Origin of the sequence: Halobacillus halophilus, assembly GCF_020171985.1 — a bacterium.
In the GTDB taxonomy this organism is placed as follows: Bacteria; Bacillota; Bacilli; order Bacillales; family Halobacillaceae; genus Halobacillus; species Halobacillus halophilus_A.
Window position 1 is genome coordinate 267720 of record NZ_JAIVAL010000002.1, and the last position, 17280, is coordinate 284999.

The 17280-nt window shown below is 43.0% G+C and carries 17 protein-coding genes, 1 riboswitch and 1 other annotated feature; of the genes, 7 read left to right on the plus strand and 10 right to left on the minus strand.

Annotated elements, in window-relative coordinates; all coding sequences use genetic code 11:
- Positions 1-185 precede the first annotated feature (185 nt).
- Positions 186-515, minus strand: coding sequence for a thioredoxin family protein (locus LCM11_RS05980; RefSeq protein WP_224893331.1), 330 nt, complete (start codon positions 513-515; stop codon positions 186-188).
- An 87-nt stretch (positions 516-602) separates the two neighbouring features.
- The gene (locus tag LCM11_RS05985) at positions 603-1214 is read right to left on the minus strand and encodes a DUF421 domain-containing protein (RefSeq protein ID WP_224893332.1); all 612 of its coding nucleotides are present in this window, start codon (positions 1212-1214) and stop codon (positions 603-605) included.
- 103 nt (positions 1215-1317) lie between these two features.
- Positions 1318-1524: a binding site (T-box leader), on the plus strand.
- Positions 1525-1562: 38 nt separating this feature from the next.
- Between LCM11_RS05985 and argS the strand changes: the two genes are divergently transcribed.
- The 6 genes from argS (at position 1563) to LCM11_RS06015 (ending at position 7805) form a co-directional block, all read left to right on the plus strand.
- Positions 1563-3245 (plus strand): arginine--tRNA ligase, encoded by a 1683-nt coding sequence (gene argS / locus LCM11_RS05990; RefSeq protein WP_224893333.1) that lies wholly within the window; start codon positions 1563-1565, stop codon positions 3243-3245.
- Positions 3246-3389: 144 nt separating this feature from the next.
- Positions 3390-4814 carry an MDR family MFS transporter gene (locus LCM11_RS05995; RefSeq protein ID WP_263622368.1) on the plus strand — a complete coding sequence of 475 codons (1425 nt, stop codon included), beginning with the start codon at positions 3390-3392 and terminating at the stop codon, positions 4812-4814.
- A 288-nt stretch (positions 4815-5102) separates the two neighbouring features.
- Complete coding sequence (locus LCM11_RS06000; protein WP_224893335.1) at positions 5103-5330, plus strand: hypothetical protein; 228 nt, start codon at positions 5103-5105, stop codon at positions 5328-5330.
- Positions 5331-5451: 121 nt separating this feature from the next.
- Positions 5452-6210, plus strand: a complete 759-nt coding sequence (locus LCM11_RS06005) for a poly-gamma-glutamate hydrolase family protein (protein ID WP_224893336.1) — start codon at positions 5452-5454, stop codon at positions 6208-6210.
- 139 nt (positions 6211-6349) lie between these two features.
- On the plus strand, positions 6350-7057 hold the full coding sequence (locus LCM11_RS06010; RefSeq protein WP_224893337.1) for a hypothetical protein: 708 nt from the start codon (positions 6350-6352) through the stop codon (positions 7055-7057).
- Positions 7058-7280: 223 nt separating this feature from the next.
- Positions 7281-7805 (plus strand): ribonuclease H-like YkuK family protein, encoded by a 525-nt coding sequence (locus LCM11_RS06015; protein ID WP_224893338.1) that lies wholly within the window; start codon positions 7281-7283, stop codon positions 7803-7805.
- A gap of 40 nt (positions 7806-7845) precedes the next feature.
- On the opposite strand, the gene LCM11_RS06020 is transcribed toward LCM11_RS06015, so the two are convergent.
- The 7 genes from LCM11_RS06020 to LCM11_RS06050 form a co-directional block, all read right to left on the minus strand.
- Complete coding sequence (locus LCM11_RS06020; protein WP_224893339.1) at positions 7846-8499, minus strand: peroxiredoxin-like family protein; 654 nt, start codon at positions 8497-8499, stop codon at positions 7846-7848.
- Positions 8500-8550: 51 nt separating this feature from the next.
- A complete protein-coding gene (eutH, locus tag LCM11_RS06025) occupies positions 8551-9651 on the minus strand; it encodes an ethanolamine utilization protein EutH (RefSeq protein WP_224893340.1) in 1101 nt (366 codons plus the stop codon).
- A 147-nt stretch (positions 9652-9798) separates the two neighbouring features.
- The gene (msrA, locus tag LCM11_RS06030) at positions 9799-10272 is read right to left on the minus strand and encodes a peptide-methionine (S)-S-oxide reductase MsrA (RefSeq protein WP_224893341.1); all 474 of its coding nucleotides are present in this window, start codon (positions 10270-10272) and stop codon (positions 9799-9801) included.
- Between the two features lie 119 nt (positions 10273-10391).
- A riboswitch (SAM riboswitch) is annotated at positions 10392-10511 on the minus strand.
- Between the two features lie 177 nt (positions 10512-10688).
- Positions 10689-11387 (minus strand): AIM24 family protein, encoded by a 699-nt coding sequence (locus tag LCM11_RS06035; protein WP_224893342.1) that lies wholly within the window; start codon positions 11385-11387, stop codon positions 10689-10691.
- Between the two features lie 905 nt (positions 11388-12292).
- Complete coding sequence (locus LCM11_RS06040; RefSeq protein WP_224893343.1) at positions 12293-12823, minus strand: chromate transporter; 531 nt, start codon at positions 12821-12823, stop codon at positions 12293-12295.
- Positions 12820-13395: a chromate transporter gene (locus tag LCM11_RS06045; protein WP_224893344.1), complete on the minus strand. Its 576-nt coding sequence runs from the start codon at positions 13393-13395 to the stop codon at positions 12820-12822. The genes LCM11_RS06040 and LCM11_RS06045 overlap by 4 nt, the downstream gene beginning before the upstream one ends.
- Before the next feature lie 38 nt (positions 13396-13433).
- Positions 13434-15047 carry a gamma-glutamyltransferase family protein gene (locus LCM11_RS06050; protein ID WP_224893345.1) on the minus strand — a complete coding sequence of 538 codons (1614 nt, stop codon included), beginning with the start codon at positions 15045-15047 and terminating at the stop codon, positions 13434-13436.
- 176 nt (positions 15048-15223) lie between these two features.
- On the opposite strand from LCM11_RS06050, the gene LCM11_RS06055 reads away from it, so the two are divergent.
- Entirely contained in the window at positions 15224-15709 is a 486-nt protein-coding gene (locus LCM11_RS06055; RefSeq protein WP_224893346.1) for a DinB family protein, read from the plus strand.
- A 43-nt stretch (positions 15710-15752) separates the two neighbouring features.
- Here LCM11_RS06055 and LCM11_RS06060 read toward each other — a convergent pair whose 3' ends face one another.
- Positions 15753-17234: a Na+/H+ antiporter NhaC family protein gene (locus LCM11_RS06060; protein WP_224893347.1), complete on the minus strand. Its 1482-nt coding sequence runs from the start codon at positions 17232-17234 to the stop codon at positions 15753-15755.
- Between the last annotated feature and the right edge of the window lie 46 nt (positions 17235-17280).

The following is a 17280-nucleotide window of genomic DNA, read 5'->3' on the forward strand; positions in this document are numbered from 1 at the left end:
AGCGGCTTATGTCTCGAGTGTCTGGGTGATGGAACAAGACGAGTTGTTTCCGTAGTCAGCCCATCTCTATATCAGCAACGGACTAAGATATCTCGAACCTGAGTCTTACAGTAACCGGCGCTTTAGTGGAATCAATAAGATCGCACAAAAAAACTTACGGGCTTGTGGGGCCCGTAAGTTTCCGCTTAAGATTCGTTAATAAAATGATTATACTTCACCAGCTGCTGATTCAGTTCTCCTAGAGGTACGAAGCGCGCCTTTCTGAACAGTTCCTTACCTTCTGAGAAAACAAGGACCGCGGGAACAGAAAATACAGAGAACTGCCCGGCTGCTTCAGGTACTTCGCTTGCGTCCACATGGATAGAGGATATGCCAGGGTAATCTTCAAGCAGCTCCTCAACCTGAGGTTTTAACGAGTGGCAGACGGAGCAATTCGGTTGTGATATATAAACAAGTGACAACCGTTCACGGTTAATAAACGATTGAATAGATTCTAATGATTGTAATGAATTCAAATAACTCACCTCTAATTAATCTTGTTTCTATTGTACCAAGATTTAACCAGGGTTTCTTTCATTCTGCCTATGTGTAAAAAAACACCATTATTGAAGGCGGTCTGGAATATCCTGCTGGTTTTTTTTCGTTTCCACTTCTTGAAAAATGTTTACCGATTGTGGTGTCGGTGGCGCCTGGTAAGCGGTATTCGACCCTAACAGGTTCTTTAAAGCAATTAATTCTTTTCGTACTTCTTCTACATCCTGTTTAGTAGCTGGTTTATAATTTTCCTTAAGTTCTACACCAATCTGACCATTCGGTTCGAGGGTCGCAGACTTTACGTCCTGAATGGAGGTAACGCTCTGCTGTCTCAATTTCATTTCCAACTGGTCAACGGTCAGCCTCATTTTCTTTAAGTTCTGATCATTTAATTGACCATTTACGATCACTGGCTTAGATTTCCCAGTTAAAAAGTTTTCCATAAAATCAAATTTCACTTGCATGAATTCCATTGCAATTAAGGTTAAAACAAGCACTCCGCCTACACCAAAGGTAACCCAGACATTTTTCCCGGCCACCGGCTGAATTAAAAGGGAGCCGATCGCAATCATAATGACGGTCTGAGAAAGCGTCATTTGAGATATCGATTTACGTCCTGCAATTCTAAGGATGATCGTGCCCACGATGATTATCAGTATCGCTTTCCATATCCAGTCCATAACTCTCACCTCATTTCCCTGATATTTTTCCCAGCCTATCCATTGTTATTCCATAATCATGTTGCAAATCCGGCCTCCATCCGCTATACTTTTCTAAAATTAATTAAATTCCATGAAAAAGAGAGTAACTTATGTGTGAGGCCAAGCGATTCAGGGACGGTGAGAGCCTGAACCAATACCCGTAAGTGAACCGGACTTTTGAGAAGCCTGCCTGAAACAAGTAGGGATTGGCCGGGGCCACCCCCGTTAACAATACCGAGTGGCTATACAGCTATAAGAGTGGTACCGCGAGTTTAACCTCGTCTCTTTCAAGAGACGAGGTTTTTTTATTTGAAGGAGGAATTATAAATGGAAAAGCACATTCTGGCTCTACAGCTATCCCATATTTTAGGTGAACAGTTTTCAAGAGAATGGGTACTAGACAAAATTGAAATTCCCAAGCAGCCGCATTTAGGTGATTTAGCTTTTCCCTGTTTTTCATTGGCTTCTTTCTTCAAAAGAAATCCCAAAGAGATCGCTTCTGAGCTTTCATCCCAACTCAAACATGATATCTTCAATGAAGTACAGACAGCAGGAGGATATATTAACATTTTTCTAAATCAAGCTTTTGTAACGGAGCAAACCATTAAGCAAGTGCTTACGGATCCATCTCATTATGGGAATCACGATTTCGGCAAAGGTAAAACGGTCGTACTGGATATGTCTGCACCAAATATCGCAAAACCTTTTTCTATGGGGCACCTCCGCTCCACCGTTATTGGAAATGCTCTTTCGAATTTGGCGGGAAAATGTGGCTATACTACTGTGAAGATTAACTACATAGGAGATTATGGCACACAGTTCGGAAAGCTTCTTGCTGCTTACCAGCACTGGGGCAATGAGGAGAAGGTACGAGAAAATCCCTTAAAGGAACTTACGAAAATATATGTCCAGTTTCATCAAGCCTCAAAAGACGATCCCTCCTTAATTGAAGAGGGACGGGAATGGTTTAAGAAACTAGAGCAGCAGGACGAAGAAGCGCTGAAGCTCTGGAAATGGTTTAAAGATGTATCCCTGGAAGAATTCGATAAGGTTTATAAACTGCTCGGTATTGAGTTCGATCTCACTCGAGGAGAAGCTTACTACAATGACAAAATGGACAAAACAGTGAAGCTGCTGAAGGAAAACCAGCTGCTTGAAGAATCGGAAGGTGCCCAAGTGGTTCGTCTTGATAATGAAGGGCTGCCTCCCTGCCTCATCCAGAAAAGCAATGGAACATCTATTTATGCAACAAGAGACTTAACAGCTGCTATTGACCGTTATCAGACTTATGAAACTGAAGAAGCTCTTTATGTTGTGGGACATGAACAATCGTTACATTTTGAACAGGTGAAGCATGTGTTACGCAAACTTGATTTTGACTGGGCTGATCAGCTCAAGCATATTTCTTTTGGTATGATGCTTACAAATGGAAAGAAAATGTCCACACGCCAGGGGAAAACGATCCTGCTTGAGGAGGTACTGGACGAATCTATACAACAAGCAGTCTCCAATATTGAAGCGAAAAACCCCGGATTACAAAACAAAGAGGAAATTGCGAAACAAGTGGGTGTTGGAGCCGTGATCTTCCACGACCTAAAGCATGATCGCCGCAGTGATGTAGAGTTCTCACTTGAAGATATGCTGACTTTTGAAGGGAACACCGCTCCGTACTTACAGTATGCTTACGTCAGAGGACGCTCCCTACTTGAAAAAGGAGCATTTCATATAGAAGAAGCAGACGCTTCACTTATCGAAGAATCTTCCTGGCAACTTGTGAAATGGATCCGTCAATATCCAGAAACGATTTTAAAAGCTAAAACGGACCATGATCCTTCACACGTCGCTAAATACTTACTCGAGCTAACCAAGGCTTTTAATAAGTATTATGCGGAAACGAAAATTCTACAAGGTGAGCAACAGAATGCGCGCTTAACCCTTATTTACGTCTTTACCATTGTATTGAAAGACGGTCTGAGTTTGCTTGGAATTGAGACTCCTGAACATATGTAAGGATAAAGGTTTTTTACTATCGCTTCCTCTTTTCTTCCTTTATAATATTAGGTTGTGACTGCTAAATAAGGAGGCTTACTTGTGGACGATAAAACCAAATATGAATTTTTAGCCGACGATCCTGACTTTAATGTAAAACCTGTTATGATTTCACTGATTATTGGAGCGTTCTTTGCCATTTTAAATGAAACGCTTTTAAATATTGCTTTGACTACATTAATGGAACAATTTAATATTACAGCTCCTGTAGTGCAATGGATGGTTACAGGATTTATGCTGGTGATGGGAATCCTGATTCCTGTTTCCGCTTTGCTGCTTCAAACATTTACAACAAGACAAATGTTCCTTGGCACGATGACCATATTTACGATGGGAACAATCATCTGTGCGGCTGCTCCTTCGTTTGGTGTTCTGCTTGTGGGAAGACTACTGCAGGCGGTTGGAACAGGATTATTAATTCCGATAATCTTTAATACATTCCTACTTTTATTTCCACCCGAACGCCGAGGGGCCATTATGGGCATGATTGGACTTGTCATCATGTTTGCACCGGCGATTGGTCCCACGTTATCAGGGATTATCGTTGAGTATTTAGGATGGAGATATTTGTTTATTACCGTTGTTCCATTTGCTTTATTTTCAATTGCGTTCGCCTATAAGTTTTTGAAAAACGTAGGAGAAGTAACGAAACCAAAAGTTGATATTCTTTCTATTGTACTATCCACTGTAGGATTTGGCGGAATAGTACTTGGGTTTAGTTCGGCAGGAGAAGGTGAAGCAAGTTTTCTTGATTTCCAGGTACTTGCCATGATCATTGCAGGGGCGGTGTCCCTCATCTTCTTTTCAATTCGCCAGCTAAGGCTTGAAGAACCGCTTCTCGACATACGCGTATTCCAATATCCGATGTTTACCATCGGTCTTGTGTTATTTATTATAGTAATGGTTTCAATGTTTTCATCCGAAATCATTTTACCCATGTACATGCAGGGACCACTCGCCATACCTGCTGCAACAGCTGGGCTGATTCTGCTTCCCGGGGCTTTATTGAATGGGCTCATGTCTCCAGTGATGGGAAAACTCTTTGATAAGTTTGGTCCGCGGCTGCTGATCATTCCAGCGACAGCTATTCTGATGGGAACCTTGTTCTCCTTAAGCCAGGTAAGTATGGATACACCGATTTGGCGGATTGTACTCAGCTATCTATTGCTTATGCTCTCGATATCAGCAGTTATGATGCCGGCTCAGACGAACGGTTTGAATCAGCTCCCTAAACGACTCTATCCCCACGGCACGGCAATTATGAATACTTTACAACCGGTATCCGGTGCTGTAGGGGTCGCTGTGTTCATTAGTTTGATGACTACGAGAGAGGAAAGCTATTTAAACAATGCACAAAATCCTGAATCTGAAACGGTCATGAGTCAAGCGCTTGTCGCCGGTGTTGAATTGGTTTACTTTATTGCCTTTACTTTAGCTGCCATTGGATTTATCGTTTCCCTTTTCGTTAAACGAGCGAAACAGACAGAACACGAAACGTCCGAAGAACAGGGGGCAGCTGTAGAACATTAAGGACTTAAACGATCTCCCCCATCCGTAAAGACGGATGGGGTTCGTTATATAAACGGGTTGAACCTATCGGAAGACCATTCTATTCAGAATACGTACTAGCGCAAAACTTCCCCTTTAGATTTAACGGAGAGGTTCACGGGAATGATTCTAGCATCCTGAAAGATGAAGATACCCCCTCCTTCTTGTAAGGATGCATTATGAAAGCATACTGGAGAGCGTGTATGTTTCGCAGCAAACCTCAGCATAATTTATAATAGTAGTAAGTATGAGTGATAGGAGCGGATATCTATGTACCCGATTTATTATGCAGTGGTGATCATCGTTTCCATCATAGCCCTTGTCAGTACCATCATGTTTGCTAAAGAAATGACAAAACAGGAGAAGAAAAGCTCCTCTAAAAATGAAACCGATAGTCTGAAAAATGAAACTAAAAACTCGAGCATTCCTATGCTTACGGTTATTTATTCCATTACTTTTGTCATCTCTATTATTCTCATTTGGATTTTTATCTTATAGCACAAAAGATAAGGAACTCTTCCCCCTCAGGAAGGTTCCTGTTTTTATGGAAGTTATTTAACTTTGGAGGAACGATTCAACCATTGTTAACAAATTGAACATTTTAGAGAGAGTGATTCCTATGTTTAAGACTAAATTAATTATTGGAGCGTTTACGCTGGCAGCTTCTGCGGCTGTCATCACCCTGACGCTTCAGAATAACAGCTTTAGCAGAAGCGTTTCTTCCGTGGAGTGTCCAGCAGAGGGGGATCGATTCTGCACTTTTGCAGAGTTAAGTGAGGTCTTCGAAGAAAGTGAGGATTGGGAAATCCAAAAACGTGAATCGTCAAATAACCGTGTACTCGTAAGTGCCATTCACGGAGGAGGAATTGAGCAGGTAACTTCACAGGTGGCAGACGCTATCGCCGGCAAAAAATACAGCTTATACACCTTTAAGGGAAAGCTTAGTAGAGGGAATTTTAATAACTTACATATAAATTCTGTTAATTTTGATGAACCTCAGGCTCTTTCAATGGCGAAAGAAGCTTCAATCCATATTTCTATCCATGGGGCTGAGGGGGACAAGAAAAAAACGCTACTAGGTGGATTAAATGAGGATTTAAGAGGCTTAATTTCTGATCATTTAGAAGCAAACGGCTTCCGTGTTAAGGAAGCCCCCAAGCATTTAGACGGCGACCATCCCAATAATATTGTGAATCAAACCAAAACCGGACAGGGCGTTCAACTAGAATTAACCCGAGCGCAAAGAAAAGCTTTTTTTGAAAATGGAACGATTAACTACAGCTCAAGAAATGATGCTTCTAACCAAACGGAAGTTTTCAAGCAATACACAGCCGCCATCCGTGCGGCATTAATAGAGTATGAAGAGCGAAATCTTTAATTTCGCAATGTTGCGGCGATTACATCTTCCTGTCATTTAATCCAAATTGGCACATAAACTGTACTAGCTCCAGGCTGTCCCGCCCCTGGACGATGGAACAGCAGTGAAATTAACATCACAGAGTAAAGGAGATCATCACATGAAACTACTTGGTCTGAAGTTAATTAATTTAGCCAGCTTTATGTATCTGCTCACCGCTTCCTTCTTCTTATCACAAGATTTCATGAATCCATCTACCGCTAATGTATATGTTATGCCGGCCCCTTTTGCCTTTTCGATTTGGTTTGTTATTTACTTCCTTCTTCTCGTCTTTCTAATGAAATCTTTCTTTGCAAATGAAGAGCTTAATCGTGTCGTTGAGCATATCGGGCTGTGGTTTCCTTTAAGTATGTTCCTATCCGGGACTACCGTTATCGTTGGAACCACTCCTTCGCTACTATTCATTACTTTATCGTTGCTTACTCTCTCTGTGGTGTACACGAGCATTCAAAGACTTCACCTCTCTACGCATAAATACAGAACCCCCTTTTCCATTTACCTCGCCTGGACCTCTATAGCTACTATCGTGGATACCTTTGTCGTTTTGAAAGCAAATGGAGTACAAGAACTATTTGCCATTGGAGAACTGGGATGGTCCGCTTTTATTCTTGTAGCGGGAGGTCTTATTGCTCTTGCCTTTTATTTTATTCAGAAAGATACGTGGTTTCCTCTCGTTTTCATATGGGGATACGGAGCTATCTTTGCTTATCAGGAAAACACACTAATCACATTTATTACAGGTGCTTTTGTCGTCATTCTCTTATTTATTATTTTCTTCAACTGGTTCCAGAAGAATCGTGTTTCTTAAAGTAGATGACTATTTAACTTTCTTTGTCCCCCAATTACTAATTCTTCATTAAATTCTTACATAATTTTATAATAAAGGAGGGATACTCCCGTTATATACATGATAAAGTTAAATTACTCCTGCACCTCATCTGAATCCGCATTCCAGTAGGACTTAATGAATATCCTATAGTAAGGAAGGCAGCATATAATGTCCTTTCTTAACAAACAAAGGGGTGACTGAGATGGAAAAGGACCTCAAGTTCCAAAACATAACCCACAAAAAGATGGACTTTGATCAAGTATTCGACCATATCCTGACCTTTATGAAGAAGGACCCGCTCGGAAATTACCGTTTAATGCTTGGCACTGATTCTCAAATCCACCCTTCTCACACCATTTTTATTACAGGAATCGTTATCCAGCGTGTTGGAAAAGGCGCGTGGGCCTGTTTCTGCAAGAAACTTATCTCAAGAAAAATGACTACACTTCATGAACGCATCTCTTATGAGACATCACTGACCGAACATATTGCTTCTTTATTCACCGAAGAAAAGAAAAATGAAATGATCGATATCATTCTGCCTCATATTTACAAAGGTGCTACTTTTACAATGGAGGGGCATATTGACATTGGTTCAGGAGAGCGGAACCGGACAAGACTGTATGTAAATGAAATGGTAGCCCGAATTGAATCGCTTGGGATCGAGCCGAAAATTAAGCCAGATTCGATTGCCGCAAGCAGCTATGCTAACAAATACACGAAATAAAAAGCACAACCCCAGTATAAATGGAGTTGTGCTTCCTTTTTTATACTCGTACTTTTTTTAATTGCTCCAGTACTTCTGAAGGCTCTGCACGATCTTTGTAATCCTCTTTGGTATATTCATAAACGATGGTTCCATCCTGGTCAATTACATAAGTTGCGGAAACCGGAAGGGTCCACGCTTCATCGCCATTATGCTCGTCTACTCGCAGCCCTTTTTCTTTGTACACCTCAATCAGATAATCTGGCAGCTGATAAATGAGATTATACTGGTTGGCCGTTTCATTTCCAACATCACTTACCACATGAAACTGCAGATCATTTTTCTCAGCAGTGGATAGAGAGTGATCAGGCTGTTCTGGACTGATCGCAATAAGTTCGCCCCCACTATCGTGAATGTCATCGAGAATTTCCTGGTAAGCCCGGAGTTCCATATTACAATAAGGACACCAGCCTCCACGATAAAACGTCAATATGACAGGTCCTTCTTCCAGCTGTTTGTATAATTCTATTGTATTCCCCTTCGCATCAGGAAGGTTGAAATTGGGAGCTTTTTCACCTTCGGATAGACCTTTTCCATCAGAAGATTGCTCCAGTTCTTGAATGGCCTGCTTCATTTTCTCTTGCACATCACCAGGAGCCGTCGCTTTGAATTTTTCAATATATTCGCTGTAGCGCTCTTTCATTTCTGTCTTCACAGTAAAAAAACTCCTTTTTGGTTAGATTCACGTTGATTATAGCCTAGTTAATTACTTGGTTAAAGTCATCTGCTCATACCTTCTTGTTAAAAGCAAGGCAATACCTACAGCGAGTCCTCCAGCGATCAGCTTGCCCACCATAACAGGAACAATCATATCTTTCTCAATCCCTGCTACAAAAGCAAAGTGACTGCCCAGTACAAAAGCTCCACTTACCGCAAAAGCCGAATTCACGATTTTCCCCCTGCTATCCATGTGCTTCATCATGGCAAGCATGGGTAAATGATGGGCAAGTGAAGCGAGGAGGCCGGTCATAGCAGAAGCATTTAAACCAATCTTCTGGCTCAAGCGATTCCATATCTTTTCCCCTTTTTGATTCAAAAAAGCGATTAAAGGATAAGCTCCTGCAAGGGTAACAGTAATCCTGCCTACAATAGAGACCCCTTCAGAAAGCGGGGCCATGCCTGAAATGATGGTAAAATCCGTGAGCGTTTCAATCGTAATGGCTGCAAGTCCAGTAATAATAAGGATTTCGACTCCTTTTCCAAACCAGGCAAACACCCGTATAGCCCCATTCGTAAACAACCATAAGCCCATACCGATGAGAACAGAAAGAAGAAGCGCTGGCAATAAGTTCTGCATCATCCATAACCATTCATATCCTGCGATTGCTCCGCCTGCCAGACAGCCAATCGGAATTGTCACTATTCCGATGAGGATCCCTTTGGCGAAATAAGGACGATCTTCTTTTTGAATAACAGTAAGGGCGACCGGTATAGTAAAGACGAGCGTTGGGCCCATCATTGTCCCTAAAAATGCCCATGAAAATACAGCTGCTTCATCCGTTAAGGCTAAAGCTTCGGCCAGGGAATATGCTCCCATATCAATCGCTAAAATCATAGAAGCAAACATAGAGGGATCGGCACCCACTCCTTTAAAGACAGGACCAATAACCGGCGCAGCGATCTCTGACAAGACGGGAGCAAGTGAGATAATTCCTACCATGGATAAGGCGAGCGGACCCATCATCATAAAAGCATCATAGAAATGCTTTCCTAAAGATAAACGTTGATTAAGAACATAGTAATCCAGTGCCCCTGCCACCATAAACAAACACATGATAATTAATATTGATTCATTGATCCATAACAATTCCGCTCCCCCCTTTTCACGAAATCTGTCTCTCACTCATTTCGCTCTGGTCAAAGGTTTTCCCTTCCTGGTTTGGTGCGTAACTTCGCAGACCTAAAAAAAGCACTCCGAGTAAATACTCGGAGTGCCTTTCAAGGATTAGCAGTGTTAGCCGATTCCACATGCTACTGATCCGTTCTTCTGCAAATACTTCTGATGATGCTCTTCCGCTTCATAGAAAGTGGTGGTCTTAACAACTTCTGTTACAATCGGGCGCTTGAAAGTGCCTTTCTCATCCCATTCTTTAATTTTCTCTTCAGCAATATATTTTTGACTGGCATCATTGTAAAAAATCGCTGAGCGGTATTGGTGGCCAATATCAGCACCTTGACGATTTTTTGATGTTGGATCATGCGTTTCAAAAAAGATATTTACAAGTTCAGAATAAGTAATAACAGTCGGGTCATACTCTACTTTCACAGCTTCTGCGTGACCTGTTTCACCTGTTTTCACCTGTTCATAAGAAGGGTTTTCCAGATTACCGCCAATATATCCGACTCGTGTAGATGTAATGCCTTCAAATTTTTCAAAGAATGCTTCTACTCCCCAGAAACACCCTGCTCCAAAAATTGCCTTCGCCATGTCTCATCTTTCCTTTCCTTTTTAACGCAACTTCTATCGAGAGCCTTCACGGGTATATGACAACGAAAAGACCCCTTTTCTTATCCAAGAAAAGGGGTCGTATTATAGTCCGTACGATCCTCTCATCTCTTAGGATGTCACCATCCTACAGGAATTGGCACCGTTCTCGTCAATCCTTGGATTGATTCGATGGTTGCCGGGCATCAAAGGGCCAGTCCCTCCGCCTCTCTGGATAAGAAGTTTCCGTTATTTATTTTTAAGTTATCTCATATCTTACAACGTTTTAGCAGTGAAGTAAAGGATGAAGCTTGAATTTTTTTTGAAAAAAACATATTCAGCTCTCGGTCTTTTACTTTATTCAGATTGCCATGAGAAAATGCCAGTCTATATTGAATTCTCCATCATTCGACAAATCTTTATTTGCCGCGCTCGCCTGAAGTATTAATCTCTTCAAATGGCTGGACGATGACAAAGCCGTCGCCATTGAATTCCATTTGGATCGATTCTCCACTTCCCCGTCCTATGAGAGTTTTAAAGCTGATATCTGTACGAAATTCAGGCTGCAAATGACCCGACCAGGCGACCGTAGCATTTGGATCGGTAATTACTGGCTGACCCGGACGCACCATAATGGTAAGCGGTTCATAATGAGACGTGATCGCCACTTTTCCTCTTCCCTGCAGTTTGACGTTGAACAGACCGCCAGACATCATTCCGGCAACTTTTTTCATCAGTTGAATATCCCAATCTACACCTGGTTCGAAGGCGAGAAGATCATTGCCGTTCACTGTAATTTCTTCGTTATTCAGTTCCAGAATCGTAATTTTTTTACCTTGATCGGCTAAGTAAAGGCTGCCGCGTCCGGTAGCTTTCATTAGAGAGCTTCCTTCTCCGCTCATGGCTTTTTTCACGAAACGACCTACGCCGTGCTCGAGGAATCCCTCTCTTTCAAATTTAATCTGCCCGTTGTACGAGATCATGGATCCTGCTTTAGCCCACACTTGATCGGTCAAGTTCACTTCCAGGATCCTTGGGGTTTCCAACTCGAAGTATTCATTTTCTGCGTCGTCCTGCTTTGTTTCTCTAATAAATTGTTCAATAGAATATTTGCTCATTCTTCTCTCCCCTTTTTATCGCAAAGTTGGTTCCTAACTAGGATATTCGCTCTATTCCTATGGTACTCCTTCTTCACACAGGGAAATTTACTAGACTGATAAGGTAAGAAATACTAATAACTACCCAGCTCTTGTACTACCCTAAATCTCTTCATTAAAGATAAGCTCCCGTTACTTGAAGACTCAGTTTCGAGACATTTGTTGAGCGGAAGGTCTGCGGAGGATGATTTCGCTTTCCGGCCCTGCACGACGCAGGGTCGTTCGACGTTGCCACAGGACGTGGCGGTCTTCGTCGAACTTCCTATATGTGGTAAGCTTCCTCAGGCTCCGCCTTCCGGGATCTTACCGATCATGTTCATCCCGCAGGGAGTCTACATCGTCCCCCTCCGGACCTGGCTAGATCTGAGACTCGAAACAACTTTATCTCTTACACGCTTGAGGAGATAAAAAACATGGGCTTATGGACATTTTCACAGGCTGAGATATGTAGGATACCCTGTTATATAAGCATTTCAGGCCGTTTAAGAAGGGAAGTATCCTCTCTTTCCGAAGGGTCCGTTTTTTTTATAAAATTGGGCTGGTGGGGAAATGGAGAGACTCCCATGGGAGAAGGGACTAGGTGAGATCCCGCAGCGAGTGAAACGAGCGAGGAAGCTCACCGTTCCCCCATAGGAAAGTGTTCAAATGTGGCATCACCCCGAAAGACACGACCAGCATAAGCCGAGCATCAAAAGGACGGTGGTCTTGCCGTCCGTTGATGAACGGCTTATGTCTCGAGTGTCTGGGTGATAGAACAAGACGAGCTATTTCCCCGCCAGCCCTCCTCCAAATATCGTAACGGACCCTATTTATCTCGAAATCGAGTCTTACAGTAACTGGCCCGTTTGTTTAATATACTGCTTTGCTCAACCTAAGAATAAGGCTCCGTAGATGAGCGATCCTAGGATTACAAAGGCGGGGTGCAGTTTTACTTTTTCAAGTAACAAGAAACTGGCAGCGATGAGAATTGCTGTTTGCAGGAACCCAGTGTCTTCATATGAGTTCCAGAAAAACTGGTACGCCATAATTCCAAGAAGCACAGCAATCGCCGGACGGATTAAATTCGTCATCCGTCTGACCCTTGGCGAATCCTTGAATTTATATAGAACACTAAGCAGGACAATCATTAAAATAAGCGATGGAGCTACGGTTGCAAACACACCGACGACCGCTCCCAGGACCCCAGCCTGCTGATAACCGATAAATCCGGCCATTTTTGTAGCAATCGGTCCGGGCAGTGCGTTTGCCATAGCAAGCATTTCACTGAATTCCGTCACACTCATCCATCCAAATCGGCCCACGACCTCATTTTCTACTAAAGGGATTGAAGCAGGACCGCCACCATAACCGATAATTCCAGGTATAAAAAAGGCAACAAATAGTTTCCAAAAAATCATGATGACTGCTCCTGACTTTTATGAGTTGGTTTATCTTTAGCTTTTACAGGTTTAAGTAAGGCATATAGTAACAGCGCAAAGATAAGGAGACCAGGGTGTAAGCCGATCCACTCAATCAGTAAGAGAGAGACCACCGCAAGAGATAGCGAGACCATCCAACCCAGATTCCCTTGAGCTTTTTTTAGAAAATCATAAGTCAGCTTGGCAAGCATAACACCTACCACCGGAACCACCGCTTGTGTCATGCCATTGACCCAGGACTGATCACGAAAACTGTTTAAGGAGGTAATCAGCACAATCATGATGACAATTGTGGGTAGAATAGTTGCTAATACAGCGTTAAGCATGCCTATCATCCCTGAAACCCGATAACCTATGTATCCCGCCATTTTTGTAGCAATAGGGCCTGGCAGGGAGTTTCCTAAAGCCAGGACATCGCCAAATTCATCATCCGTAAGCCATTCGTACTTTTCCACCACTTCCTTGTGGACCAGTGGAATGGAAGAAGGTCCTCCTCCATAACCTAGCATTCCCACACGAAAAAAGGCTATAAAGAGATTCCATTGCTGCATTCCTTCTCCTCTCCTTCCAATCCGGATCTCCTCTTCATTCAGTAAGCGGAGATCGTACCATCTGTTCTCGATTCCGTGCCGCCATATAAAACCCCTGTTTCCGGATCACGCCATATAATCTGGCCTCTACCGAAAGCACCTGTTTCCAGCTGAACGCTGATTTCGTGGCCGCGTCGTGCGAGAGCTTCCGCGACATGCTTAGGGAAATTCGGCTCTACCCATACCGTTTTATCTTTCATCCACTGCCAGCGTGGGGCATCCAGCGCGGACTGAGGATTTAAAAGAAAGTCAACCGTGTTCATAACGACCTGGACGTGACCCTGTGGCTGCATAAATCCGCCCATGACCCCAAATGGTCCAACTGGCTGATCCCCTTTCGTTAAAAAGCCAGGGATAATGGTATGATATGATCTCTTATTCCCTTCCAGAGAGTTTGCGTGCCCTTGTTCCATGGTGAAGTTGTGACCACGGTTCTGAAGAGCAACGCCAGTTCCAGGCACTACTAAGCCAGAACCGAATCCCATGTAATTGCTTTGAATAAACGATACCATGTTCCCATCGCCGTCCGCGGCAGCCAAATATACGGTTCCGCCTTTCGGAGGTACGCCCGCTTCCGGTTCGCCAGCTTCTTCTGTAATAGAAGATCTACGTTCAGCTGAATAATCATCATTTAATAAATCATCGATGCCTACTTTCATAGAGGAGGCATCGGCAATGTATTTTTCTCCGTCTGCAAAAGCGAGTTTCATAGCTTCTATTTGCTTATGATATGTAGAATCACTTTCTTTTTCAAGTATGTCAAACCCTTTCAGCATGTTCAAAGCGGAAAGAGCCACAAGACCCTGGCCGTTCGGAGGGATTTCCCAGACATTATAACCACGGTAATTCACGGAAATTGGATCAACCCATTCCGGTTGATAGCTGGCTAAATCTTCTTTAGAAATAAAACCGCCGTACTGTTTAGAAAAAGCATCGATTCGATCGGCTGTTTCTCCATTATAAAAGTCATCCGCATGGGTTTCTGCTATCTTTCTCAATGTATGGGCATGACCTTCCGATTTCCAAACTTCACCAATTCCAGGAGCTATCCCATTAGGGGCAAAGGTATCGAACCAGTGAGTGAACTCCTCTCCTTTTAACGTTTCGCGAAACTTCTTCGCAGCCATCCCCCAAAATTTTCCCAACACCGGAGAAATTGGGTATCCCTCTTTTGCATACTGAATAGCGGGAGCGAACAATTCTTTAAATGGAAGCTTACCAAAACGGTGAGATAGTTCTGCCCATGCCCCGGGTGCTCCAGGAACAGTAACAGGCTCAAAGCCAAACTTCGGAATCTCTTCGTACCCTCGCTTTCTAATTTCTTCAGAAGAAATAGAAGAAGGTGAATGGCCGCTTCCATTCAGTCCATAAAGTTTATTTTCTGTCCATACGAGAGCAAAGGCGTCTGAACCAATTCCGTTGGAAGTAGGTTCAACAACCGTTAGAGCGGCGGCGGTTGCTATGGCTGCGTCTATCGCATTTCCTCCTTTTTGCAGTATGGACAGCCCGGCTTGAGACGCAAGCGGCTGAGAGGTTGCAACCATTCCGTTTTTTGCAATGGTAGTATTTCTTGCGGTTTCATAAGGATGATAGAGGTAATCTAAGTGCTGCATTTAATCGTGCTCCTTTCACTTGTAAGAAAAGTAGAAAAGTAATTTTTTTCAATCTTCCCATCATTTTACTATGTCTTCTATTAAAAGAAAAACCGTTTACATATTTAATAGAGGAAAATAAGCGGCTACATATGGTAGACTCGAAATATCCTATACTTGGAAAGGATGGTTACTAGATGTACGGAATAGAAGAAAAAAGAAACGAATTACTAGCTTTTGTTGAAGAGGTATCTGACGAAGAAGCGCGCACGAAACCAGATGAAAATTCCTGGTCGATTTTAGAAGTCTTAGAACACTTATACTTAATGGAGCAAATGATTGTCCATCAGATGAATCAGGCTATCAAACAGGGTGATGACCAGCAGGTAAGTGAAAAGCCTTTGCATAAGACTACCAACCGTGACTATAAAGTGGAAGCACCGGAAACTCTGAAACCAAAAGGAGAATTCAATACGGTGGAAGAGGCGAAAAAAGGTTTGGAACATACGCGTGAGGCCACTTATTTTCTAGTTCATAATAAGGATAAGGAAACGCTTCAAAATCGCGCTTTTCCTCATCCCTCTTTCGGTGACCTGAATCTTGAACAGTGGGTCGAATTTATTGGCTGGCACGAACTTCGTCATTTGGATCAGATGAAAGAAGCAAAAGCTCATATTCAATAAAAAAATCCTCCCTGCGGCTAACCGCTCAGGGAGGATTCTTGTTTTACGAATGTTTTGCCGGTTTAACTTCTTCCCCATTTTTTCCACTATAACGTAGTCCCCAGCCGGTCATTGCTGCAACAAACATAACGATGAGCAGCCCCCAGCCCTGGAACACATATGGGAAGACTTCTGTCGGGCCAACAACTGGAAGGAAGTCATACTCTTCCGCAGCTCCCTGAACCGTAGCCCATGCAAGAAGCACTCCGCCACTCCAAGGAAAAATGTAGCCTAATGATGAAGTCACCGTATCGAGGAAGTTGGCCCTGCGATATGGATGGATATTCATCTCTATGCCAAGTTTTCTGACAAATGGTGCAGCAGCAATTTCTGCAGCCGTGTTAATTGTAATAAATACGTTTAAAAAAGCTACAATTCCGAATATCGAAAGTTCCGCTCGGCGCACCACGTTATTAATGATTCCAAGGAAGAAATTTTTAATAACTTCCATTGTGCCTGCGACCTCAAGTAAATGGGCGGCAGCCAAAATTAATAGAATCAGAATGGCCATATTGAAATAACCACCAATCCCATTCATCAAGGCTCCCTCTACAACAGCATCTCCGGAATCATTTTTATAAATGTGGAGAACTTTTGTTAAGGACACACCTGAGACAGCAATCAGTCCGATGGAAGTGACGATTCCCCACGTCAATGAGGTAAGCAAGTGATGCCCGCTCAGTGCCAGATAGAGAACGAGAATGAATGGCAGGAGCATAATCAACCCGTTAGGAGCCACTTGCGTCTGCAGCTGGTTGATAACTTCTGTACTTCCCTGTTCTCCGCCGCCGCCAAAGATAATAAATAGAATAAGAGCCGGAATAGCAGCTGTAATAGAATATTTGAACCTTGAGCGTACCACTCCAGGCACATCTGCTTCTTGCGTAGTTGCAGATACGATAGTGGTATCAGATACGGGTGCCAGATTGTCTCCAAACACCGCCCCACTTAAGATAGCAGCAAGTAATATTACGGGATCCGCCCCTAAAATAACACCAGCAGGATACATCAGCACGCCGAACGTAGCAACTGTTCCATAACCTGTACCTACGGCCGTGGCGAACAGCGCCGACAGTAAGAAAGTAATAGCTACAAAAGCGCCGCCTTCCAATCCTGTCTGAAATCCAAACCAGATCAGGCCATCTACGAGTCCTCCGGCCGATAGTAACTTCGCAAACATACCTGCCCAAAACCAGGCGATAACGGCAATCACACCTACGGGCTGAGCCATACCTGAGAATAAACTTTGAGCATAATCTGCCCACTGGGATTTACAGAAAAACAAACCAATGGCTATTCCGATAACCATCCCAAGTACAAGCGATTGCTCGGTTACCAATTCCGTTACACTTAAAGCAATTGCCCAAATAATGAAAAACACCAAAGGAATCGTTGCAGCAAATACTCCACCACGAAATTCTAACCGTCGAATGTCTTTCTCTCCTAATGCTTCATCTATGACTTCGTTACTTTCCTGGTCAGCCACTAGACTCCCTCCTTACTTCAATCTGAAACTTCTTATCTACTTTATC

What these genes read in the sequence shown, in the direction of transcription:
- LCM11_RS05985 (WP_224893332.1), bottom strand. Translation starts at nt 1,214, where the DNA reads ATGGACTGGATATGGAAAGCGATACTGATAATCATCGTGGGCACGATC.
- argS (WP_224893333.1), top strand. Translation starts at nt 1,563, where the DNA reads ATGGAAAAGCACATTCTGGCTCTACAGCTATCCCATATTTTAGGTGAA.
- LCM11_RS05995 (WP_263622368.1), top strand. Translation starts at nt 3,390, where the DNA reads ATGATTTCACTGATTATTGGAGCGTTCTTTGCCATTTTAAATGAAACG.
- LCM11_RS06000 (WP_224893335.1), top strand. Translation starts at nt 5,103, where the DNA reads ATGTACCCGATTTATTATGCAGTGGTGATCATCGTTTCCATCATAGCC.
- LCM11_RS06005 (WP_224893336.1), top strand. Translation starts at nt 5,452, where the DNA reads ATGTTTAAGACTAAATTAATTATTGGAGCGTTTACGCTGGCAGCTTCT.
- LCM11_RS06010 (WP_224893337.1), top strand. Translation starts at nt 6,350, where the DNA reads ATGAAACTACTTGGTCTGAAGTTAATTAATTTAGCCAGCTTTATGTAT.
- LCM11_RS06015 (WP_224893338.1), top strand. Translation starts at nt 7,281, where the DNA reads ATGGAAAAGGACCTCAAGTTCCAAAACATAACCCACAAAAAGATGGAC.
- msrA (WP_224893341.1), bottom strand. Translation starts at nt 10,272, where the DNA reads ATGGCGAAGGCAATTTTTGGAGCAGGGTGTTTCTGGGGAGTAGAAGCA.
- LCM11_RS06035 (WP_224893342.1), bottom strand. Translation starts at nt 11,387, where the DNA reads ATGAGCAAATATTCTATTGAACAATTTATTAGAGAAACAAAGCAGGAC.
- LCM11_RS06040 (WP_224893343.1), bottom strand. Translation starts at nt 12,823, where the DNA reads ATGATTTTTTGGAAACTATTTGTTGCCTTTTTTATACCTGGAATTATC.
- LCM11_RS06045 (WP_224893344.1), bottom strand. Translation starts at nt 13,395, where the DNA reads ATGCAGCAATGGAATCTCTTTATAGCCTTTTTTCGTGTGGGAATGCTA.
- LCM11_RS06050 (WP_224893345.1), bottom strand. Translation starts at nt 15,047, where the DNA reads ATGCAGCACTTAGATTACCTCTATCATCCTTATGAAACCGCAAGAAAT.
- LCM11_RS06055 (WP_224893346.1), top strand. Translation starts at nt 15,224, where the DNA reads ATGTACGGAATAGAAGAAAAAAGAAACGAATTACTAGCTTTTGTTGAA.